The organism is Atopobium sp. BS2 (assembly GCF_000565075.1).
Lineage (GTDB): Bacteria > Actinomycetota > Coriobacteriia > Coriobacteriales > Atopobiaceae > Lancefieldella.
Map to the genome: position 1 here is coordinate 16,895 of NZ_JDFG01000027.1, position 22,877 is coordinate 39,771.

The window sequence follows — 22,877 nt, forward strand, 5'->3', positions numbered from 1 at the left end:
TATCAAGCATACGGGAGGGGCATGCTATGAAGTTGGTAATTAAAAGATTTGGGCAGCTTACCGCTAAAGAGTTGTATCAAATTCTTTCTCTAAGAGCAGAAACGTTTATTGTTGATCAGCAGATTATGTACAACGATCTTGATAACGTTGATCAAGTTTCTACCCATGTCTTTTATCAAGATACTGACTCGGTAGCTGCATATTTGCGCATCATTGATTCAGGACAGTCCTATAACTCCCCTCTTATTGGGCGCGTATGCGTCAGTAACAAAGGTGCTGGTATTGGCTCAAAGCTGCTGCACGATACCCTTGATTACCTGGCACAAGAAAGTAGTGCTTCCAAGGTGTTAGTTGAGTCGCAACTCAAAGCTCAGCCCTTCTACGAGCACGCTGGATTTACGCAGGTATCTTCTAAGGTACTTGATCACTTTGGCGTCCTTCACCATGTGCTCTCCTTTGACCTTGATGCATATCGTCAGACGAGAAACACAATTAGCATTGATGACGTGCACGTTTCAATCCGACCGCTTGAAACAGCCGATTTACGTGCACTGCAGAAGCTTAGCGTTGAGACATTTGTAGACACTTTTATTGACTCAAATACAGCAGATGATTTAGCAAGTTGCGTGGACTCGCTCTACAACACAGAAAAGCTTGCCCGTGAGCTTGCTGCTAAACACTCATATTTCTATTTTATTGAGGTAGAAGGTCAAGTAGCTGGTTACCTGAAGCTCAATACACGCTATGAGCAAACCGAGGGCCAGCGCGATGACTCACTTGAAATTGAGCGCCTGTATATTCTTCCTCGATTTAAAGGCCTACACCTTGGATCAAAGCTCATGAAATTTGCCCTTGACCTGGCAAAGGAGAAGGACAAACAACGTGTATGGCTGGGTGTCTGGGAACACAATGAGCCTGCTAAGGCGTTTTATTCACGTTGGGGATTCAAGCGCTTTAGTCAGCATACCTTCCCAGTAGGAAGCGATCCTCAAACAGATGAACTGTGGGAGCTTCTAATTGAGAACTAACGCAATTGCTGCTAGAAGGCTCATAGCCAAAAGTACATAGGTACTTACTTTTCTTTCTCTAAATTTAACTATCCTAAAAATTTGCAAGAGGAAGATGGAGAAAAAAATGCATGCACTTATCTGCTGTGAATAAGGGAATACTTCTGGATAAAAATGAATTGCCGTATTCAGTACGAGCAAAGCAGCTACGATGTAGTCTGCTTTGCTCGTATTTTCATTATTAATTAGTTTCATTTTAAATCCGTAAAAGACTGGTTGAACGTAATGGAAAAGGTTGAACCTTTACCAATTGTACTGCTCACAGCCAGCTTAAGGCCCATCTTTTTACAGAGCTCATAGCAGAGATAGAGACCCATACCGGTAGATTTGGCGTACTTGCGTCCATTTTGGCCGGTAAATCCCTTATCAAAAATACGAGAAAGATCCTCTTCAGGAATACCGATGCCATTATCTTTAATGAAGAGAGTAGTTGAAGTAGTTCCTTCACGTGGCTCTGAGACAGAGGCAGAAATCCAAACGTTTTTCTCGCCAGGTGCAAGCTCTGGATTTGAATACTTTGCAGCGTTAATTAGGAGCTGTCGCAAAATAAATTCAAGCCATTTTGGGTCAGCCTTGACCACGTGGGCCAAATCATCAAAATGCGGAGAAACACCAGCGTCAATGAAGACGCGTGCGTTGTTTTTAAGAGCATCTTTTACGATGGACTGCAAATTGACGTCTCGAATAGAAAAATCTCGATCTACAGATGCGCTGCGTGCATAAAAGAGCGCTTGCTCTACCAGAGTTTCAATCTTGGTAAGTTGCGTTTGCACGTCATCCATAGGTAGCGATGGATTATTCTGAGCAACCAAATGAGCTGCAGCGATGGGAGTCTTAATCTCATGCACCCACATCTCAATGTACTCGCGATATTCCTTTGATCGCATATGCTCATCGGCAAGCTGATCCATCATAGACTTGGACATGCTTGAAAGTGCGTCTTTAAAAAGATGTTCTTCCAGCGTTGAAGGCGTATCCAGCATGGTAGGAACCAGATAGCTCTCTTTATCAGTTGCTGCTAAATTCTCAGCAAGCTGCTGGTAAAACCAACGACGATGAAAATAATCGGCTAATAGTGCCGCTGTTCCCACTACCCATAAAACCAAAATACAGTAGGCAATAGCAAACGCGTTAAGCCCAACGCCCTTAAGCATAAAGCCAATTAACGTGCTGCTAGCTATAAGCGCAAGAAAAAAGATAGTTCGATTTTTTAGATACTTAAAAAACGTCATGACAGCCTACTCAATAACGTAGCCAAGTCCGCGGCGTGTCATCACAAAGTCCTCAACGCCAATGCTTGCAAGAGTATTTCTAAGATGACTAATGTTGACCGTCAGCGTATTGTCATCAACAAACTCATCCGACTGCCACAGCTCCTCTTGGATACGCTGGCGAGAAACAACCGTTCCTGCATTTTGCATCAAAAGTGAAAGTATCCTGAGCTCGTTTTTGGTCAGCTCTACACTTTTCTGATTTGCAGAGACCTTACAGGAAGAAGAATCAAGCATCACACCTGCATATGAAAGCTTTGTTCCTGTTGTGACATCGCTATTTGCACGCCTCAAAACCGAGGTTATGTGCATAAGCAAAATCTGGGTGTTATAGGGCTTGGCGATAAAATCGTCCGCTCCTAACGAGAGCACCATAAGCTCATCAAGGTCTGTGTTTCTGCTGGTAACTACAATGATGGGAACGTTTGAGAGCTGTCGTACTTCTCGACAAATCTGTTGTCCGTCAATGCCAGGAAGGTTAAGGTCCAACAAAACCAGGTCTGGATGAGCGGCAATAATCTGTTGAGGTACAGACTCAAAAGACGTGAGAGCCTGGGCCTCAAAGCCGTTTCTTTGTAGCAGGAGCACCAACTCTTGCTGAATCTGATGGTCATCCTCTACTACCAGGATTTTTGTCATATGTGCTCACCTCCTGCTGTGCTATGCAAGTCCTACAAAGCGCTGGGCGTTTTCCCACAGTATGGTATACGTCTTCTCTTTGGGGATATCAAGTCGCTGCCAACGAAGCTCCGCCAAGCGCTCAACCGTGTGCACCACCATCGCTGGCGTGCACTCCCCTCCACGTAAAGGTTCTGGCGCCATGTAGGGGAAATCAGTCTCTGAGAGCAGTTGTGCCTCTGGACAGGAAATCATTGCAGCTCGAATATCATCTGAGCGCTTAAACGTTGCTGCACCACCAAAGGCTACAAAACAACCAAGGTCTGCAAAAGGCTTCATGACCTCAGGACCATCGGTGTAACAGTGCAGGTCACAGCCTGCCTTAGGCACACCCATACGGTTTAGTATTTCAAGCGCCAAATCATGAGCATGTGTATCATCAGCACCATCGCGTAGGTGTAGTTCAACGCGTTGATTGTGCTCGTGAGCAATGGAGAGCTGGCGCTCAAATGCTTGGCGCTGGACCTCTTCTGGAACCTCACAATACGGTCCAAAATCAAGGCCAATCTCTCCCACACCAACGCAAAGAGGGTGCTCAAGAAGCTCAAACAAGCGCTGTTCAGCTTCTTGGTTATAGTCTGGTGCACTATAGGGATGCGCACCAACCACAAAATACGTGTGCTCAAACAAATACTCTGCAGGTAAATCGCAGGGTACGCAGAGATTTGCCTCAGCAAGCTTTGTATAAGCAGCGCGAGCCTGGCTCAGAGTATCCTCAAACCAAGCGATAAAAGTACTGGTGTCTGCCCACTTACGAGGGAACTCCGTTGCAATGTCTACGGGAACAATAAGCATGCGAACGCCCGCTGCTGCTGCTCGTGCAAGAGACTCTGCAGCGCTGTGCTCGTGGAGGCTGCCCAAATGACCATGGGTATCGGCAACAGGCGCCAAAACACGCGGAGCTGGACGAGGTGTGCCATAAATATCGTGGAAGAGTTGGCCATCAGAAAACGAAAGCGATTCCACTTCTTCTGCTGGTAGATGATGCTTTTTCTTACTCACTCAAAGGCTCCAAAGCAGCTGCAAGACAAATAAAATCTTGGCTGGTCAAAACTTCTGCGCGCACGGTAGGCGCAATTCCTGTGGCGAGAAACGCCTGGTCTAGCTTGTCTTTATCAAAACCAGAGGCGCTCATTGAATTACGAATGGTCTTTCTACGTTGTGCAAAGGCGGCGTCAATGACGCTCATGGTATGCAAGAGCTCTTCCTCAGAAAGAAGTTTGAAGGTCAGCGGGTTTCTCGCCTGGGTGCGATCAAGACGGACCACAGCAGAGTTAACGCGTGGTGGAGGCATAAAGTTGCCAGGACCCACTTCAAATCTGCCAGTAACCTGCGCAAACAAAGACAGCTTTGCAGTGTAAGCGCCATATGCCTTGGTAGAAGGCTTGGCGGCAATTCTGTCGGCTACCTCAGCTTGCACCATGACTACCGCTCGCTCAAGCGAAGGAAGCTCCTGGAAGAACTTGAGAATCAGCGTAGCTGCCACCTGATATGGCAGATTAGACATAAACTTTGTTGGCATCGGAGCGCTCGATGCTGCGCTCTGAGCAACGGCAGGAAGTGCACTGTAGGCCTCAGCAAGCTTCTGCGGTGTAATTGCCAGAGCGTCTCCCATAACCAGCGCAAACGAGTCTGGATGAGGCTCTTTGCAGGTTACCGCCAAGACTTGCTCAAGCTCAGAGTCTGCCTCAAGTGAGCACACTGCGAGTGCGTTGTCAAGCAAGGCAACCGTAAGGGTACCCAGGCCGGGCCCAACCTCAACAATCACATCGGTAGGCTGAACCTCTGCAAGCTGGACGATTTTCTCGATAACGTGATCTTGCACCAAGAAGTTTTGACCCAGCCTATATTTGGTGGCAAGGCCAAAACGTTCCAGCGTTTCTTTAGTGGCGCGCTGATTAGCAAGCCACGATGTCTGATGCGATGCGTGCTCCGACACGATTACTTGCTTGCAAGACGTGGGAATAGAGCGTCTCCCTTAGAGACAGCCAAACCACCCTGAAGCTTGCCCCATACGCACTCGCTACGGGTATCGGTAGAGGTAATCTCTGCCTCATCAAGGCTCATACGATGCAGAACCTCAGCAGACGTAGTAGGCATGAATGGCATAAAGAGATGTGCGCAAATGCGGATAGACTCAAGCAGCGTATAGATAATCTCTGCAAGCTCTGATGCGCGCTCTGGGTCTTTTGCCACCGTCCAAGGAGCAGCGTCCTCAATATAGTGGTTAGCTGCGTGGACAAGCTCCATAATGATGTTCTTAGCGCCAACGTAGTCCATCTTCTCCATACACGCGGCGTAGCGGTCATAGATGCCCTCAGCCAGCTTACGCAGAGGATGGTCTGCAGCAACAGAAGATCCATCAAAAGTTGGAGTGACACCTTCAAAGTACTTATCGCTCATATTAAGGGCGCGAGAAACCAAGTTACCCCAGCTATTTGCCAGGTCAGCGTTATAGACCTGCTCCATGCGCTCGAAGGAAATGCCAGAGTCCTCACCAGGAGTGACGTCGGTCATGAAGTAGTAGCGGTAGCCCTCAACACCCAGCAGGTCCAAAACGTCCTTAGGTGCAATGGCGTTTCCGCGAGATTTACTCATCTTCTCAACAACGCCGGTCTCAGAGTTGCGGACGTTAAGGAAGCCGTGAGCAAAGATGTGCTCAGGAACTGCCTCACCAAGAGCCATAAGCATTGCAGGCCAAATGACGCAGTGGAAGCGAATGATGTCCTTGCCGACAACGTGCATCTGAGCTGGCCAGAAACGCTTTCTCATAGCAGCAGCCTCTGGACTGTCATCACCGTAGCCAACAGCGGTGTAGTAGTTAAGAAGAGCATCAAACCAGACGTAGGTTACGTGAGACTCATCAAAAGGAACTGGAACACCCCAGTCAAAGCTGGTGCGGGATACAGAAATATCCTGGAGGCCAGACTCAACAAAACTGCGGACCTCGTTTGCACGGAAATCTGGCTCAATGAAATCTGGGTGCTGAGCATAGAGCTCAAGCAGTTTATCCTGGAATGCAGAGAGCTTGAAGAACCAAGACTCCTCAGAGACACGCTCAAGCTCACGATGGCAATCTGGGCAGAGGTGTGCGCCCTTGCAACCAGCCTCTTCGTCTGCCTTCTCTACCTGAGTCTCGGTGAAGAAGGTCTCCTCATGGATGCAATACCAACCATCGTAAGATCCCTTGTAGATGAAGCCTGCCTCACGCATGCGCTCCCACAGATACTGGACAGCTTTTACGTGGCGCTCATCGGTAGTGCGGATGAAGTCGTCATATGAGATATTCAGCTCTTCATAGAGTCCCTTGAAGAAAGGAACCTGCGAGTCACACCATGCCTGTGGAGACAAACCGTGATCAGCTGCAGCAAGAGCGACCTTCTCGCCATGCTCGTCCATACCGGTGAGGAAAAATACATCGTAACCAGCAGCGCGTCTAAAGCGAGCCTGGATATCGCAAAGCAGGGTGCAGTACGCAGTTCCTAGGTGTGGCTTTGCGTTGACGTAATAAATTGGGGTGGTAATAAAGTATGACGGCTTGGCCTCGGGCATAATGACTCCCTTTGTGTAAGTTGCAATAACTTATCCAGTATAGAGCAAATGCTGGGCGCTCTTTGTGTTGGTATGGTGATTATGCCTCGTGAGCAAGAATTGCCTGGTATGCCTCATCACGCGCAATACCAAACTTCTGAGCAAGCTCCTTGGCCAAGGCCGATTTTCTCGTACCAGAAGCAAGACCAGCCTCTATTGCATCTTCGAGCGAGAGCTGAGACTCGCCCGCTGCCTGCGACGATGCAGAGGCAAGCTCTTCTTCTGTAGGAGCTGCGATAACCAAAACACACTCGCCTTTGAGGTTCTCTTTTGCAGCAAGTGTCTTAACAAGGCAAGGTGCCACGTCGCGTACCACTTCTTCGTGCAGCTTGGTGAGCTCCCTGACAAGAGCCACCTGCCTAGTTGGAAATACCTCGGCTATAGCCTCGACCGTTGCAGGCACCCTAAACGGAGACTCATACAGCACAATAGTGCCAGGAATTGCTGCAAGCTGCTGCAAGCGCTGAACAATCTGCCCATGCTTTCTAGGCAAAAAGCCTTCAAAAAAGAAATGGTCACTTGCCAGGCCCGATGCAACAAGTGCGCAGGTCACCGCAGAAGGGCCCGGAATAACCTCTGTTGCAAGGCCTTCTGAAAGCGCCGCATCAACCAAATGCTGACCCGGGTCAGAGATGCCTGGCATACCCGCATCTGACACAAACGCAACACGCTGACCAGCGCGAAGCCTCTCAAGTGTTGGCTCGATTTGCGACTCAATAATATTTTGATCACAGCGCTGCAGTGGCACATGAATGTCAAATGCCGAGAGGAGCTTTGAGGTCACGCGCGTGTCCTCACATAAAATGACATCCGCTGCTGCAAGCGTTTCTTTAACGCGCGGTGACGCGTCCGAAAGGTTACCAATAGGCGTGCCCACAATAGACAGTTTACCTGCTAAAAGAGTAGATCCTGTCATTACTCGAGCATTCCCCTCTCAAACGTTGCAAGCGCAACGCGTGCGTCCCATGCAGCCAAAAATGCGGAGGTCTTCCAGGTCTGGAAGAACCATGCAGGACACGTATTGTACACTTTGAGCTGGCCGGAAGTGTAAATGCGCTCAAGTGCAATTCTTCCCTCTGCCGTCATAGCGCCGTCAATGCTTGGAAGTGATGCTGACCACTTACCCACCATGACCGGCAGACCGCCTGAAGCAGAAGTCTTCAAATACGCTTCGTTTTTATCAATAAGCTGCTGTACACCGCGAGGACCCGAACAATCAATTCCCTCGCAGGGTTTATCAAGGTGAGCGTCGAGCCAAACGTTTTGATAGGCCTGCTGGCTCATAAAACGCCTAAATCCCTGAGGCCAGCCACCATCTGGAAGAATGACCACAGGCTCTTCTCCTGCCACAGATCTAATGGTCTCATAAGCACGGCGATAATAGTTTCTAAGCGAGTGACCAGGAATACCATCTGTGAGCTTAAAGCCCTTGCGCACACGAGGCTTAACCTCATCGGCTACCTCAATGCCATAAAAACCGCTGCGGTGAGCGTAGTGAAGGGCAAGCTTATGCAGAATAGAAAGCGACTTCTCCCCAGAAATTCTCGTGCGCGGAGCACCGCCTGGCTGGTCATTCAAGCCATCAGGCAAACCTGGATTTACTGCCAGTACAAAAATAACGTGCAGGCCAAGCTCTTCTGCCCATTCAAGAGCTCTATCAAGCTCGGTAATGCAGCTAACATATGGAGTTCCTGCAGCTTCTTCATCAAAAACGTACCAAGGCACAGAAATTCTTACCGCATTAAAACCACGAGCGGCAATGCTGACAAAGTCAGAACTCTGAATAAATGAAGAACGATGCGCTTTAACAAGAGCGTGGTAGTCCTCAACGCCCAGCGCTTTAATGAGCTGAGCTTCATCAACGCACCCTGTGCGTGCAAACGGCTCAGGAGTTACCCACGGTTCAAGCGTAAGCCAACCAGTTAAATTGACACCCCGCAATGCTCCGTGAGCCATGAAATTCCACCTCGCCAAAAGATAAAACCTCTACATACGTAGAGTATACCCATCGAGGTTACGTTGCTCGCACGAGCTTTAAAAAACAACAGGTTACTTCATATTTTTTGAATATATGGCGCAATTGTTAGGGGTCTCATCAACCTCAACGGAAGAGACGGGCAAACCTTCTGACTCAAGTTGCTCAAAGAGATACTTAGCCAAGTTTTCTGCTGTTGTTCTAAACGGCAAAATGGTAAGCGAGAAACCCTCTTCTTTAAGACAGGTCAGCGTCTTTTCAGAAAGAGAACCCTCCTCAATCAAAAACGTATGATCAAGGGAATCACATAGCGCGCGGACCTTGCGCTTAAAGACGCCAAAGTCCATAACCATATCTTTTTCTGTACCAGACTCACCAAGCTCTGCAGTTGAAATGCAGGCAGTCACATGCCAGCGATGGCCATGCAGGTTCTCACACTTGCCATAGTAGTTGGTAAGAAAATGCGCTGAGTCAAAGGCATATTCAGTCTTAAGCGTATACATTACTCGTTGTCCTTTGAGCCGCGACCGCGATCATCGCGTCCAGCTCTTCTATGTCTACGACGTGCAGCGTTTTGTGGCTGAGCATCTCTAGATGCAGCGTTAGGTGCACCACTAGAACCAGAAGTATTCTGTGGAGCGCTCTGTGGAGCACTCTGTGCCTTCATACCTGCTCTATCACCTGGACGACGAGTCCTCTTTGCACGGACTGGAGCCTGTGCCTCATCAGCTTTCTGTGGCGCCTGAGGAGCATCTGTTCTTCTAAAGCGCTTTCCCTGTAGCTGCTTCTGCGCAGGAGCTGAACTCTGCTCATTTTTCTGAGGAGCCTGAGTATTTGCAGTGCCCTCTTCCGTTGCATGATGGCGACGGCGCGTGCGACGCAGTGTATCTGTTGCAGCATCAAAGGTGCTGGAACCAGGATTAACCTGAGCGTTCTTTGAAGTTCTTACACGACGGGTGCGAGAAGAACTTTGAGCTCCCTGCTCTTCTCGAGCGTTTCTTGCTCCAGAGTTCTTAGCGTTATCCTGCCTATTTGCAGAGTTCTGATCGGAGCGCTCACGCTTGCGCCTTGGAGCCTCAGTAACAAAGAGGTCTGGATTAATCTCTGGCTCTTCATCAACAATGAGGCCGTTTGCTCTATCAAGCTCTGCCAGAGCCATCTGAACCTCAACAGATTCAAGACGCTCAAGTGCAGCGCGAGAAACGCTGTCTGGCCTGCAAGAACAACCCAGGTCTTCCGACTTCTGCTGTGCTGCAGGAGAGGCGTCCATATCAGCAAGAGGGATGCGAACTACTTTGCCACTCTCTAGGCGAAGGGCAATCTCTTCTTTTGGCGTGTTGTACTCAACAATTTTTGCCATGCCCAAAGGAGTCTCAATAACGGCGTTACGCTTTGGAGCACGGTTTTTGAAGTCACGATACGCTTCAAACTCATAGCGCAAGCAGCACATTAAACGACCGCAAGCACCGGAAATCTTGGTAGAGTTCAGAGGCAAATCCTGCTCTTTTGCCATTCGAATAGAAACTGGCTCAAAAGAAAGGCCAAACCTTCTACAGCAGAGCTCTTGTCCGCAGTGACCATAACCGCCGATAACCGCTGCTTCTTCTCTGACGCCAATCTGACGCATATCAATGCGCTCGTGAAGCTCATGAGAAAGCTCGCGCACAAGCTGCCTAAAGTCCACGCGGTCATCAGCCGAGAAGTAACACACGACCTTCTCGCCATCAAAAAGGTACTCGACGCCAATAGGCTTCATCTCAAGTTCTTCTTGAACAGCAAACTTCCTAAATACAGGAAGCGCGGCCTCGCCCTTAGCGGCAAGCTCTTCTGCGCGAGAGAGGTCCTCGTCAGTTGCTACACGAACAACGTCTTTGAGCTCGGCTTTGTTTGTCTTGTACTCAAACTCTTCCTGTGAAATCTCACGAGGATCAGCAACAGCAAGACCAATCTCTAGACCGCGCTCGGTCTGACAAATGACGTGGTCACCTTCAAGAACGCCGGACTCCTTTGGATCAAACCAAAGGTCGCGCGCGGCGTATTCAAATTTCACCGGGACAACGGTGGGCATGTAAGTGCCTCCTTGATATGCAGCAGCATAACCTCAAGGGTTAGCTGGGGAGAAACAGAGCGGTCCAGGTTGTATTGAGCCTCTTGCACAGCAGCTAAAGCCCCAAGAACACCCTGGGTATGAGTTTGAGATGCAACGCGATCGATAATGCCTGCTGCATCCGTATTTACTATTTCTTCATCAACTGCCTCGCAACATAAAAGCACGTCGCGAAGAAGCGATTCCAGAATTGCCAACATTTCTATGATACCCGAACGTTCGCGTGCTGTGAGTTCTCGCTTATTGGCAGCTTCAACCTGCTTTAACGCAGTGCTGGTAAGAAAGTCCTCGTTTTGGGCAAGCGCCTCCTCTTGGGCACGTCTTACGTCACCTAGAGGAATTTTTGCAGCTTCTATCAGCTCTTTTGCGGAAGTAAGTACATCCCACGAGTCGTTTCTAAGTAGGTTGCCAAAAACATCAATAAGCTGTCTACGAATGTTTTTGCGCGTAGCAGACTGCAAAAACTCCACAGCTCTACCAGGAGTTCCTGTTGCTGCAAGTGCAATACGAGCTTCTTGTTCCGTGGCAGAAATCTCTCGCATTATGGCAGCTTTAGCTGCAGCATCAGTAAGCGTTCTAAACGCAACTACCTGACAGCGAGAAACAATAGTGGGAAGCACCGCAGAAGAAGAGCGCGCAGACAGAATAAAGATGGTGTCTGCAGGTGGCTCTTCAATAGTTTTGAGCAGCGCATTTGCTGAGTTTTCTCTGAGCAAATCGGCGCGGTCAATCACGTAAATCTTATGAGCTGAGCGCATGGGCGCCAGACTAACGTCTGCAATAAGCTGACGAATCTGTTCAATAAGATAGCCATTTGCGGAGGCCGGAGTAAGTACGTGCACGTCAGGGTGGGTACCGCGAGAAATACGAATACAGTCGTCACAGGCAGCGTCGCCGCCTTGAGCACAGAGAACGCACTGCGCTAAAGCCTTGGCCGCAAGGCCTTTACCTGAACCAGGGGCACCTACAAACAAATAGGCGTGAGCAAGCTTATGCTCATGCAGTGCACGCGCAAGCAAGTTCTGGACCTGAGGTTGATCCTGAAGACGCGTTAATGCCTGAGGAAGTGGATAGCTATTCTGCGTAGTATGTGTGCTCTCTTGAGTCATAAACGCATCACTCACCAAGCTCGCAAATACCAGGAATAAGATCAGCTAACAGCTGACGAGTACGTGCGCGAACCTCAGCAATACTGCCGTCTGCATTAACAGCTTTTACACGCTCTGGCTCATCTTGCAGAAGCTGCCTATATCCAGCAAAAACACGCTCCTGGAAGACAACACCTTCTGCTTCTAGCCTATCGGCATCATTTTGCGTAGCACGCGCATGAGCAACTGTTGGCTCAAGCATAAAGACAAGGGTTCTATCAGGAGAAACCCCACAGCTTCCCAAACGATTTGCTCGGTGTACAAGATCTGTATCAAGACCGCGACCAGCTGCTTGATACGCATAGGTGGAATCGTAGAAGCGATCACATAAGACAACCTTGCCCGCAGCTAAAGCTGGACGGATAACTTCTCCCACCAGCTGAGCGCGACTTGCTTCATACAGAAGCAACTCACACTCGTCACACATTGCATCGTTTTCTGGGTTAAGAACAACGCCTCTGATCTGCTCAGAAATAGCGGTTCCACCGGGCTCACGAACAAAGACCACGTCAAAGCCAAGAGCCTCAAGGTCTTCTCGCAGAAGAGAAGCTTGTGTTGACTTGCCACAGCCATCAACGCCTTCAAGCGTGATAAACAAACCTTGTGATGTACGTGTGCTTTTGTTCATGCTTCCCTCCCTCTTAACTATCTCACGATACAGGCAGATTGTGTTTCTCGCCATGAATATTCTAAAGGTTTTGCGCATTTCCACATGAAAAGTGCTCAAAAATGGGTAAAAATACGTATGGAGCGGGCGTTGGAGAGGGACGCTCGTTCTTCCGAAAACGGTGCACCTCTCGATGCACCGTCATACGTTTACTTTTTTGCTGCCTTGGTGGATTTGGTGCTCTTAGTACTCTTACGAGCGCCTCTACGCGGGGCAGTTTTCTTTTCTTTACCAGGGCAATCGTAGTTTGGACACAGCTTCCAAGGACCCCTCTGGGTAGTAACAACCACCATAGGAGCGCCGCAATCTGGGCAGACCTCATCGGTCTTCTCAAGCTTTCCACGAGCAGGCAGAGGATAGCTGGTCTCGCACTCCTCATAGTTGGTGCAGCGAATAAAGCGCTTACCCGTACGCTCTGACTTATGAGCTACCAGATCCCCATGCTTGCCATTGGCCTTACAGGTTGGACACTCACCCACAATAAGATCTGGCTCTGCGTTTGTAGGACAAGCTGGATTAATGCAAGTCTCATACGCACGCTGTCTAAACGGCTGAACCTTTACGCGAGGAGCACCGCACTCTGGGCAGACACCAGCCTCTCCCTCAAGCGGCTCAACGCGTCCCTGAGGCAGTGGATAGGTAACATCGCAGTCTGGCCAACCCATGCAGCCAACAAAGCTTCCACGAGTCTTCAGAGAGCTCTTAGCAACCAAGTCTTTGCCGCACTTAGGGCAAGTTCCCACCTTTGCGTCAGCAGTAACTGCATCAGCAATGGCCTCAGACAGGTCTTCTTTGTGGTCAATAAGCGTATCAATCATGCCTGCAAGCAGAGTTCTTGAGTGGGTAACAACGCCATCACGCGTGTCTTTGCCCTCAGCAACGCTTGTCATATCGGACTCAAGCTCTGCTGTCATATCAGGCGAGGTAATGTGTGGCGCAAACTGCGAGAGCGCATCAACAATTGCCATACCAAGCTGACTTGGCTCAACAGGATCATTCTTGAGGTATTTACGCTGGTAGAGCGTATCAATAATGGAGGCACGCGTGGACTTTGTACCAAGACCTCGCTTCTCCATCTCTTGAATAAGCTTGCCCTGGCTATAGCGAGCAGGCGGCTCTGTCTGCTTAGCGTCAAGCGACAAAGACTGAATAGAGATAATCTCTCCCTCGCCGACATCAGGAATCTGATCGTCTTTCTTAAGGCCAAAGGGATAAATCTCTCTAAAGCCTGGCTCTGCCAGCACGGTTCCATTTGCAACAAAGGGCTGACCAGCAACGTCAAGCGTAATCTTAGTACCGCTCATAGTAGCTGGACCCATAAGGGTTGCGAGGAACCTTCGAGCAATCAAGTTATAAAGCTTCCAAGCTGCAGGCTGCAAAGAATCTGGATTTGCTGCTGCCGTTGGATAAATTGGTGGGTGGTCAGTAGACTCCTGCTTACCACGAGTAGCGTGAAGCTTTGGCTGACCCAAAAGCTTTTTGCAGGTAGGAGCATACTGAGGAACTGCAGACAGCGTACGGACACAGTCCTTCAAGTCAAGCGAACTTGGATAAACGGTGTTATCAACGCGAGGGTATGAAATCAAGCCGTCCATGTACAGAGACTCTGCCAAACGCATAGTTCTAGCTGGCGAGATACCCTCTGCAGCTGCAGCTGCCTGGAGCGACGTGGTGTTAAACGGAGCTGGTGGCTGCTGCTTTCTGCTACGAGACTCAATCTCGACAACCGTTGCCTGCGTCTGATCTTTAACAACTGCGTAAGCTGCGTCTGCTTCCGCTTGATCCCAGAATCTTGCGGTCTGGTGAACCATCTTAAAGGTTGCTTCCGCATCATCTTCTGGAGCAGCAACACCAGAAATAACCCAATAATCTTCTGGCTTAAATGCCAGACGCTCGCGCTCGCGCTCAACAACAAGTGCCAGCGTAGGAGTCTGAACACGACCAGCAGAGCGCGTATTGCCCAGACCACCAAAACGTGCGGTGGTCAGGTAACGGGTCAACACCGCACCCCAAATGAGGTCGATATACTGCCTGGACTCACCTGCTGCAGCCAAGTTGTAATCAAGGTCCACCAGGTTATTAAAAGCGGTCTCAATCTCTGTCTTGGTAAAGGCAGAGTAGCGAGCACGAAATACTGCCAGGTTAGAATTAACCGAGAGGACCTGTGCCAATGCATCAGAGCCAATAAGCTCTCCCTCGCGGTCAAAGTCCGTACCGATAATGACAGACTCTGCCTTCTTAGCAAGGTTCTTAAGGGCGCGAATAATCTCTTTTTCTGCAGGTTGTTTATCTACAGGAGCCCAAATCAAATAGGGCAAGCTGGGGATTTTCCAGCCCTTAAGGTCAACGCCATCTGCCATAAAAGGCTTGCGCTTAACCTTATAAGGAGGACGCTCAAGGCCATCTGGAACATCTGCAGGAAGGTGTTCCCCTTCCGCAGTTTCTCCATACCAGCCCTCTTCCTTGTCAAACTTGAGAGCCAAAGGAAAATCCGGCTGCAGAATATGACCGCGAAGACCAATAGCAACATGGTCTTCTCCGCCACGTCTAAAACGATAAACAGGAGTGTTGTATACCTTGTCTGTCTCAGGCTTACCCGATTCAGACAGAAGGCGAGCAATCTGCTGCGCTGCGTCGTTTTTCTCGGTAACAACTAGAATCAAAGAACAACACTCTCCAAAGTAAAAATGAAACTATTAGATTTTGTCTAGCTCATGCTGCTCGTAGTCCTCGCGGCTCCACTTAAGAGCGGCTTTGCCATCACGGGCAATAATGACGTAGCGAGCAACGGCCAGAGCAACTTCGTACAGCAGAATAAGAGCTGCAAACATCAAAATCATGGTGACAGGTGATGCGTCAGGAGTGACTACTGCAGAAAGAATCATCAGGCCAACATAGACATAGCGCCACTGCTCACGCATATCCTTGTAAGGAACAAGGTGAAGAATAGCCAGGTAGAAGATAACTAGTGGAAGCTGGAACGCAACGCCAAAGCCAATCTCAAACATCATAATAATGTTGAGATAATCGCTTGCCTCATTAATAGTTCCTGCAAACTCCTGCGACTGACCAATCATCCAACCAATTGCAGTGTTCAAAATGATGAAGTAGCAGAACAGCATACCCAAGAAGAACAAGGTAATCATGGCTGCCACGGTAGGAACAACCCACTTGCGCTCTTTAGCGTTAAGTGCAGGCAAGAAGAAAGCCATAATCTCCCAGATGATAATAGGTGTGCAGATAATCACCGAGAAGAAAAAAGCTACCTTAAACCTGATACTAAAGCCGCCGAGGACCGAGATAACCGTAAGCTTACCATCGGTCAAAAACTCCCTGATAGGGTCAATCAAGATCTCAATCAATGCAGGCGTTGCAAAATAAATAATGATCGCGGTAACAAAAAGCGATACCACCACAATGGTCACGCGGCGACGGAGTTCTCCCAGGTGATCAAAAAGTGGCATACGAGCTGGAGTAATAGGCATTACACACGAAAGCTGGACTTATGCGTCCTGGCTTTCTCCCTCCTCTCCAGCAACTTCTTCTTTCTTGTCTTCTGCCATAGAGCGAGAAGAACGTGCAGATCCAAGGTTATAGAGGTCTTTTGCAGATGGAGCTGCAGCAGGAGTTTCTTCTGCAGCCTTAGGTGCCACGTACTCAGTTACCTCTGTAGAATCATCGGAGAAAGCAACAGAAGACGTAGCTTGTGGTGCAGCTGCAAGAGCCTCTTCAGCAGAAGCGGCCTCTGGCTGCTCAGCCTCCTGGATCTGCTCAGCTTGCTTATTCTGCTCAGCCGCCTCAGCAGCAGCTTTCTCAGCTGCCTCGCGCTCCTCCTTGAGGCGAGCACGACGCTCAGCAAAGGTCTCCTGATGGTCAGTATCCTCGCGGTCAGCATCAGATGCAGCATTTTTGAGCTGCTCGGAGCGCTTGGGCTTCTCGTGAAGTGCATCCGCCGCAGGGTCAAGTAAGTCTGCACGGACGACTTTATTAAAGCCTTCTTGCGCATTCTGGAACTGTCTAAGAGCACGGCCAAGCGTGCGACCCATACCAGGTAATTTATCAGGACCAAATACTAAAAATGCAAAGAGCAAAATTAGTACGAGCTCTGTTTCTCCAATGCCAAACACAAGCAATACCTTTCTGGAACAAACATAAACAAGCTCTTTGAACCGTTTCTCAAAGAGCTTGCAAGTTACCAAACCTACTTGCGAACGTTAAGGTCTTTATCGACCCCAAGAAGCGAAAAGACACGCTCCACGTTTTTCTGAGGATTTGCAACAACAAGCACAGAACCACTCTCTTGTGCTCGATGTGCGGCACCCACTAAAACGCCAATGCCCGTCGAATCAATATAAGCTACCTCAGCAAAATCAGCTTCAACTTCTTTTGCTCCATCGGCGAGCGCGGTATCCAAAGCATCGCGAAGCTCAGAGGCGTTTGATACGTCTACCTCGCCCTCAATGCGAATAATGGCCTTTTCATCTGTAATTTCAGAGCTTATCTCTAGTGCCATAACTCCTCCTTACTTAGTGTTATTTGAAGAGGTAGAGGTGTTTCCGTTTAATGCATCAAGAACTTTCTGTGCATTATCCCTCACACCGGCGCTATTATCGGAATCTTTCTCAATTGCCTTCTGCAGTGCCTCTTTTGCAAGATCTACTTGATCAGTAACACGATACATCATTCCCAAATTAAGCCAACCGTTAGCATAGTCTGGAGAGCGATCTGTTACTGCCTTAAGCGCCTCAACGGCACCCGTTTGGTCTCCTGCATAGAACTGCGCAATTGCCCTATCAACACGAACCTCATCAGAATCATTTGAAGCAAGATACGTATCGTACTCGGCAATTGCCTTGTTGATCAGCTGTAAAGACTGCTTCTGAACAGAATCATCTTGAGAAGAACTCTTAAGCGCCATTCCCCAACCTAAATACGTACGAGCCAAATCAAGATGTGCTGGTAGATTATCTGGATTGGACTGAATAGCAGACTCTTTTTCTTCTGCCTGTTTCTGATAGACCTGGTTAATAGCCTCAGGAGAATTCTGATGAGCCTGATTCTGCTTTTGAGAGTTAGAGAAAATGCTGGCCAGGGAAGGTAACATCATAGAAATAGCAATAAAGAGCGAGAATACGCCAATAGCAATCTTCATGCTTGTAGAAGGACCTGGCTTTTTAGGAGCCTCATCGGGCTTGCGGTCCTTTGCCTTCTTTTTTGCTGTCTGGTTTGCCATAGCAACCAGCTCTTTTTCTGCCTTCTGTTCTGGTGTAAGTTCTGGCTTTGAAGTATTAGTTGGCATTCAACATCCAATCGCTTTTTCTAAACATAACTAATCAAGATACGGCAGAATAGGTCTACTTTCAAAGTAAATACCAAAGTTACACAAGCTATCCCCAGACGCTCTGACCACGATCAACTTTTGCAAGTCGAGCACTTACCTGTTTAACAGCAACAATAAACACATCAAGCGCTGCATCAAGCTCTTCCAACGTTGGGTAGCTTGGAGCAATTCTGATATTAGTATCAAAAGGATCTTTACCGGCTGGCCATGTAGCTCCTGCAGGTGTCATGGTAACGCCCAGTTCATTGGCGCGAGAAACAATTGCGCGTGCAGAGCCAACGGGACCATCAAACGAGACAAAATAGCCGCCCTTAGGATGAGACCAGGTTGCAACGCCTAGATCTCCCAGACCCTCCTGCAATTTGCGTTCAACCAATTCAAAACGTGGTCGAAGCAGCTCGGCATGCTTTTGCATATGGGCTTCAATACCTTGAGCATCTTTAAGGAAGCGCACATGTGCCAGCTGCGAGATTTTCTCGGGAGAAACTCGAGCAACCTTGAAAGCGCTCTGGATTTCTTTACTGTCTGCAGGGCTTGCAGCAACCCAGGCCATGCCCGAGCTTGGGAAGGTTACCTTTGCCGTTGAAGCAAAAGCGATAACCAGGTTCTTTTGAGCACCATCTGCGGCAACCTCTGAAAGTGCATCAAAGATATTTAAGAGCTGAGGAGCCTCAGATTCTGGTACAAAAGCGTGAATTGCATAGGCGTTATCCCAGAAGATTCTAAAGTCAGGAGCTGCAGGTTTGAGATTTGCAAACGCACGGACAACCTCATCTGAATAGGTGATGCCAGTTGGGTTGGCAAAACGCGGCACACACCAAATTCCCTTAACAGAGCTGTCGTTCTCAACAAGCTCCTTGACCACGTCCATATTGGGACCGTCTTCGGTCATAGGTACCGCAACGTTTTCAAGTCCGTAATGCTGTGTAATAGCAAAATGGCGGTCATAGCCGGGAGCAGGGCACAGGAACTTGAGCGTGGTACCCTGAGCCTTTGCAGCTGCCATCTGCTCTGCCCAAGAAGGCTGACCAGCAAGACCATGGGTAACGGCGTGAGAAATAATGTCGTGCATAAGGTTAAGGCTAGAAGAACCATTTACAATGACCTGATCAGCAGGTACGCCTGTGAGCTCTGCAGCGAAGGCTCGCGCAGAAGGAAGACCCCAAGGGTCTCCATAGTTGTCTGCAAAAGAGCCGCTGTCAGTCAGATCAGAAGTAGAGTTCAGCTCGTCAAGCATAGGCTTAGACAGTGCCGTCTGTGTAGGGCTTGGCTTTCCGCGAGCCATATCAAGCTTGAGGTTTTTCTCGCCAAGTGCACGAGCTTCCTGTCCAATAAGCTCAAGGGCCTGGTTAAGCTCAGCATCGCTCATCTTCTGATAAGCGTTTTGCTCAGAGGTTGATTTTGGCTGGAACAGCTCGCGAGAAACTAGCTCAAACATGACACTCCCCTTTTTGGTCTTTGCGTGATACAAAGTATAGGTGATTTGAAAATCGACGCGACAAGGAGAATCATGGCAAATTCTGCACAGCCTGGCATGCGCTCGGAGGCATATGGCGAGCTCCAGCACCTTGTTGACAACCTTTATAAGCGCAAACCTTCGGGCACGGTCACTAAGGTTGACGTGCTGATTCAAGCCGAAGTAGATGATCTTGAAGAGGATTTGCAAGAAGTCATTGAGCTAATTCCGTCGGGCACCTATGTCCGCGCTCGTCTCTGCGATCAGATTAACTCAATTGTTACGGCGCACGGTTGGGGCTTTACCTACGGCACGGTTGAATAGCCATAGTTTATTGATTTTATATAAGTGATAAAATTGCATATATACGGGATCTTTTTCTAACAAGTTGGAGGCTCGTTATGTATGACTCTTGGAAAGATTTTTTCATTAGCATCTTTAATAGAGGTATATTTTTTGATGCTTCTACTCCAATAGCTTATCTTATTAATAAGATAGTCAATATTTGTTTACTTCTTATATGGCTATTCACCATTGTCTCGATGTGTCTCTCTCCTGCAGGGCAAGATGCCTCAATAGGCGGAGTGAACATTCTACATGCCAGTTTTTTAATAACTTCTGCGTATTATTTTGTGGGGCTCTGCATTTTAATAGTCAAGGATAGAAAGAGTCGTACGTCTCATTAGGTTTTATTTTTACTCGTAGTCTTCCTTTATATTGCTGTTCTTTTGACGCTTGTGAAACTCTGCGATATGTACAAAAAGTAGGCCCAAGGTTGCAGAAGCAAACGATGCGGCGAGAACAGCTACTTTAGCTGCAAGAATCTCCCCTGCGTCTGGGAATGCAAGGTTAGAAATAAGAATTGACATGGTAAAGCCTAAGCCACCCATCAGTCCAACGGCTGCAATCTGAACCCAGTCAACCTTTGCAGGAAGTTTGCAGATTTTAACCTTTACCAACAGGAATGTCACAAGAATAATTCCCAATGGCTTTCCAAGAACGGCGCCAAAGAATACGCCGTGAGCAATGTTACTGCTAAGAAGCGCACCAAAATCAGCACCTACCAGCGTAATCTGCGCGTTTACAAAGGCAAAAATAGGCAGAACAACAAAGTTCACAAAAACAGAAATGTAGTGCTCAACACGCTGAAGTGGTGGAGTTACGTGGTGCATGACCTGCTCGATTGAGTTAGCTCCATGTGTAAAGTCATGCTGACCTAAAACGTGATGTTCATCGTCGTAGTGATCATCAAGTTCACGGGCACGCCTAGAAAGCCAACTACCCAGCTTGCTCAGACGAACATCAGAGTGAGATGGCAAGAAGAAGGCAAGGAGAACGCCTGCAAGAGTAGCGTGAATTCCTGAGTGATACATGCAAACCCAGAGCACCAAACCAACAAGCAAATACGGACCAGAAGAGTAAATCTTCAGGCGATTCATTCCCCACAAAATGACAAGTACTCCAAGAGAAGCTGCTAACCAGGCAATATCTGGCGTGTGACCATAGAAAAGCGCAATGACCACAATTGCCAGGATATCGTCAGCAATTGCAAGTGTCTGAAAAAAGACCTTGGTTTGCGGACTAATTCTGTTGCCCAACAGCGACATGACACCCAGCGCAAAGGCAATATCAGTAGCAATTGGGGTTGCCCAGCCATGAGGAGCAGAACTTGCATTAAGAGCCAGATAAATAAGGGCAGGAACGGCAACACCACCAACAGCGGCAAGCATAGGAAGCATTGCCTGTCTTGGCTTTCTGAGCTGACCAACAGTTACCTCATACTTGAGCTCAATACCTACAAGCAAGAAAAAGATGGCCATGAGAAAGTCATTAACAAAGACTTCCAAAGCCATATATGCATGAATGGTACCAAGCGAGAAACTCATCTGGACTTCAAGAATTTCTCGGACTACCTCATGAGCAGGAGAGTTGGCAACTACAAGCGCAATAAGAGCTGCAAGCACCATGACTGCTGCTGCAATAGTGCTGTTAGAGGTGATTTTCTTTAAAGAAGAACGCTGGCTAATTCTTCTTACTACAGCGGGCTCTCTATAAATACTAGACATTATCTGCCGTTCTCTCTTTATCTAAATGACATTGGCCGTTAACTATGCAAGTTTTTCTCGAGTTATATGCCTAGTGTACCGTCTACCTACCGTTGAGGGCAACTTGTCATATCTCGGGGAAACGGGGTATATCTCTATGTAAAATGTGGGTAATAGAAAGTCAACGTTTAGTTACTTGTAGCACGTATATATTTGGAGCGGATAATGGACACTAAGCGAATTGCCATCATCACAGACTCAGGAACTAATGTCCCACCTGATTTTGTTGCTGAACACAATATTCGTATCACCCCACTTCGCATTAACTATTCTGACGGCTCTTCCTACGAGTCCGGCATTACCATCACACCAGCAGAGCTTGTTGCTCGCTTTGAAGAAGAAGTTCCTAAAACTTCACTTCCTTCTCCTGAGGGCATTAAAGCTGCGTTTGATGATGCAAAAGCAGCAGGTTATGAGGGTGCCGTTTACGTTGCTATCTCCTCTGGACTTTCTGCTACCTGCGATACTGCTCGCATGATTGCAGAGTCCATTACAGACTTCCCTATTTATGTTGTTGATACCAAAAACATTGGCATTGCTTCCGGCCTTATTGTTATTGAAGCTCAACGTCTTATTGAGCAGGGTCTTTCTCTTGAGGAGATTGGTGCCAAACTTGATCAGGCTTCTCTGAACACACGTGTATATTTCTCCGTTCCAAGCCTTGAGTATTTACGCAAAGGTGGCCGCATTTCTGAGGCAATTTATCGCATTGGTTCCATGTTGAACATTAAACCTGTTCTTACCTGCGATGAAAATGGCAAATACACCATTGCCAAGAAGACTCGTGGTTGGCAGAAGTCTCTAGCAGGACAGATTGCGCTAGGATCAGCTTTTGCTCAACAATTTGACCACGTTCATGTGGGTATTTGCTGCTCTGCTCCTAATATCATTTACTCCGAAATGGAGGCCATGATTAAAGAAGCAATCCCTAATGTCACCGACTTTAGGTATGTCGAGGCAGGCTCGGACCTTGTTGTCCATACTGGACCAGGCCTTGTTGGCTATGCCGTATTTGGCTACTAAAAGTTAATCGCCTCATGCAACTTAGAACAGCCGTCCACTCAGGCGGCTGTTTTCTTGTAGAGAATACATAGGGCGAGAAGGGCTTCTCGCCTCTCATAAAACCTATTTGTAAACAATAAATTGCCTCCCATTTCTTGGACACGAGAAATAGGAGGCAGTTCAAAACACACCTAAGTCGGATAATCTGTCAAAAAGACGTATACATGACGCTGAAAATACCTCAAACGTGCAGATTATCGTCATTAGGTGTGTAAAATGCCCGCAATTGAGCAGAATATCTGACTTAGGTGTGTTCCGTAGATACAGAATTTATCGATAGTTAAATTTCTTATATAAGTCTATTCATGTTTAAGCATATTAGATGAAGTTTATGCATAGAAATGTATATCAAGCGGTGCAACCACCTAGCTGCCTGGCTATCTTGATTAGGAACATGTCGATTCTTCAA

General features: G+C 48.1%; 21 protein-coding genes. 3 read left to right on the top strand and 18 right to left on the bottom strand.

Annotated elements, in window-relative coordinates; translation table 11 throughout:
* Positions 1-26: 26 nt before the first annotated feature.
* Positions 27-1,028, top strand: a complete 1,002-nt coding sequence (locus tag HMPREF1492_RS07255) for a GNAT family N-acetyltransferase (RefSeq protein WP_051479370.1) — start codon at positions 27-29, stop codon at positions 1,026-1,028.
* A 230-nt stretch (positions 1,029-1,258) separates the two neighbouring features.
* On the opposite strand, the gene HMPREF1492_RS02865 is transcribed toward HMPREF1492_RS07255, so the two are convergent.
* The 17 genes from HMPREF1492_RS02865 to HMPREF1492_RS02945 all read right to left on the bottom strand — a co-directional run bounded on the left by HMPREF1492_RS02865 (position 1,259) and on the right by HMPREF1492_RS02945 (position 19,283).
* Positions 1,259-2,299 carry a sensor histidine kinase gene (locus HMPREF1492_RS02865; protein ID WP_035435717.1) on the bottom strand — a complete coding sequence of 347 codons (1,041 nt, stop codon included), beginning with the start codon at positions 2,297-2,299 and terminating at the stop codon, positions 1,259-1,261.
* A 6-nt stretch (positions 2,300-2,305) separates the two neighbouring features.
* Positions 2,306-2,977, bottom strand: a complete 672-nt coding sequence (locus HMPREF1492_RS02870) for a response regulator transcription factor (protein WP_035435718.1) — start codon at positions 2,975-2,977, stop codon at positions 2,306-2,308.
* Between the two features lie 21 nt (positions 2,978-2,998).
* Positions 2,999-4,018 (bottom strand): TatD family hydrolase, encoded by a 1,020-nt coding sequence (locus HMPREF1492_RS02875; protein ID WP_035435721.1) that lies wholly within the window; start codon positions 4,016-4,018, stop codon positions 2,999-3,001.
* Positions 4,011-4,955, bottom strand: a complete 945-nt coding sequence (gene rsmA / locus HMPREF1492_RS02880; RefSeq protein ID WP_035435723.1) for a 16S rRNA (adenine(1518)-N(6)/adenine(1519)-N(6))-dimethyltransferase RsmA — start codon at positions 4,953-4,955, stop codon at positions 4,011-4,013. The genes HMPREF1492_RS02875 and rsmA overlap by 8 nt, the downstream gene beginning before the upstream one ends.
* Positions 4,956-4,957: 2 nt before the next feature.
* Positions 4,958-6,568 (bottom strand): methionine--tRNA ligase, encoded by a 1,611-nt coding sequence (gene metG, locus HMPREF1492_RS02885; protein WP_035435725.1) that lies wholly within the window; start codon positions 6,566-6,568, stop codon positions 4,958-4,960.
* Between the two features lie 79 nt (positions 6,569-6,647).
* A complete protein-coding gene (gene rsmI, locus HMPREF1492_RS02890; protein WP_035435727.1) occupies positions 6,648-7,523 on the bottom strand; it encodes a 16S rRNA (cytidine(1402)-2'-O)-methyltransferase in 876 nt (291 codons plus the stop codon).
* Entirely contained in the window at positions 7,523-8,563 is a 1,041-nt protein-coding gene (locus HMPREF1492_RS02895; protein WP_035435729.1) for a glycoside hydrolase family 5 protein, read from the bottom strand. Before HMPREF1492_RS02895 ends, rsmI begins: the two co-directional genes overlap by 1 nt.
* 93 nt (positions 8,564-8,656) lie before the next feature.
* Entirely contained in the window at positions 8,657-9,085 is a 429-nt protein-coding gene (locus HMPREF1492_RS02900) for a 6-pyruvoyl trahydropterin synthase family protein (RefSeq protein WP_035435731.1), read from the bottom strand.
* Entirely contained in the window at positions 9,085-10,650 is a 1,566-nt protein-coding gene (locus tag HMPREF1492_RS02905; RefSeq protein ID WP_035435733.1) for a PSP1 domain-containing protein, read from the bottom strand. The genes HMPREF1492_RS02900 and HMPREF1492_RS02905 overlap by 1 nt, the downstream gene beginning before the upstream one ends.
* Complete coding sequence (holB, locus tag HMPREF1492_RS02910; RefSeq protein ID WP_035435735.1) at positions 10,629-11,798, bottom strand: DNA polymerase III subunit delta'; 1,170 nt, start codon at positions 11,796-11,798, stop codon at positions 10,629-10,631. Before holB ends, HMPREF1492_RS02905 begins: the two co-directional genes overlap by 22 nt.
* A 7-nt stretch (positions 11,799-11,805) precedes the next feature.
* Positions 11,806-12,465 carry a dTMP kinase gene (gene tmk, locus HMPREF1492_RS02915; protein WP_035435737.1) on the bottom strand — a complete coding sequence of 220 codons (660 nt, stop codon included), beginning with the start codon at positions 12,463-12,465 and terminating at the stop codon, positions 11,806-11,808.
* A gap of 188 nt (positions 12,466-12,653) precedes the next feature.
* The gene (locus tag HMPREF1492_RS02920; protein ID WP_035435739.1) at positions 12,654-15,167 is read right to left on the bottom strand and encodes a DNA topoisomerase I; all 2,514 of its coding nucleotides are present in this window, start codon (positions 15,165-15,167) and stop codon (positions 12,654-12,656) included.
* 33 nt (positions 15,168-15,200) lie between these two features.
* Positions 15,201-15,989 carry a twin-arginine translocase subunit TatC gene (gene tatC, locus HMPREF1492_RS02925; RefSeq protein ID WP_035426889.1) on the bottom strand — a complete coding sequence of 263 codons (789 nt, stop codon included), beginning with the start codon at positions 15,987-15,989 and terminating at the stop codon, positions 15,201-15,203.
* An 18-nt stretch (positions 15,990-16,007) separates the two neighbouring features.
* Positions 16,008-16,631 carry a Sec-independent protein translocase subunit TatA/TatB gene (locus HMPREF1492_RS02930; protein WP_035435755.1) on the bottom strand — a complete coding sequence of 208 codons (624 nt, stop codon included), beginning with the start codon at positions 16,629-16,631 and terminating at the stop codon, positions 16,008-16,010.
* Positions 16,632-16,705: 74 nt separating this feature from the next.
* Positions 16,706-17,017 carry an STAS domain-containing protein gene (locus tag HMPREF1492_RS02935; RefSeq protein WP_035435740.1) on the bottom strand — a complete coding sequence of 104 codons (312 nt, stop codon included), beginning with the start codon at positions 17,015-17,017 and terminating at the stop codon, positions 16,706-16,708.
* A gap of 9 nt (positions 17,018-17,026) precedes the next feature.
* Positions 17,027-17,803: a tetratricopeptide repeat protein gene (locus tag HMPREF1492_RS02940; RefSeq protein ID WP_051479371.1), complete on the bottom strand. Its 777-nt coding sequence runs from the start codon at positions 17,801-17,803 to the stop codon at positions 17,027-17,029.
* Positions 17,804-17,891: 88 nt separating this feature from the next.
* Positions 17,892-19,283: an aspartate aminotransferase type Ic gene (locus HMPREF1492_RS02945; RefSeq protein WP_051479372.1), complete on the bottom strand. Its 1,392-nt coding sequence runs from the start codon at positions 19,281-19,283 to the stop codon at positions 17,892-17,894.
* A 72-nt stretch (positions 19,284-19,355) separates the two neighbouring features.
* On the opposite strand from HMPREF1492_RS02945, the gene HMPREF1492_RS02950 reads away from it, so the two are divergent.
* A complete protein-coding gene (locus tag HMPREF1492_RS02950; protein ID WP_012809184.1) occupies positions 19,356-19,625 on the top strand; it encodes a hypothetical protein in 270 nt (89 codons plus the stop codon).
* A 371-nt stretch (positions 19,626-19,996) separates the two neighbouring features.
* Here HMPREF1492_RS02950 and nhaA read toward each other — a convergent pair whose 3' ends face one another.
* Complete coding sequence (gene nhaA / locus HMPREF1492_RS02960) at positions 19,997-21,367, bottom strand: Na+/H+ antiporter NhaA (protein ID WP_035435744.1); 1,371 nt, start codon at positions 21,365-21,367, stop codon at positions 19,997-19,999.
* A 204-nt stretch (positions 21,368-21,571) separates the two neighbouring features.
* On the opposite strand from nhaA, the gene HMPREF1492_RS02965 reads away from it, so the two are divergent.
* A complete protein-coding gene (locus HMPREF1492_RS02965) occupies positions 21,572-22,429 on the top strand; it encodes a DegV family protein (RefSeq protein ID WP_035435745.1) in 858 nt (285 codons plus the stop codon).
* Positions 22,430-22,877 lie beyond the last annotated feature (448 nt).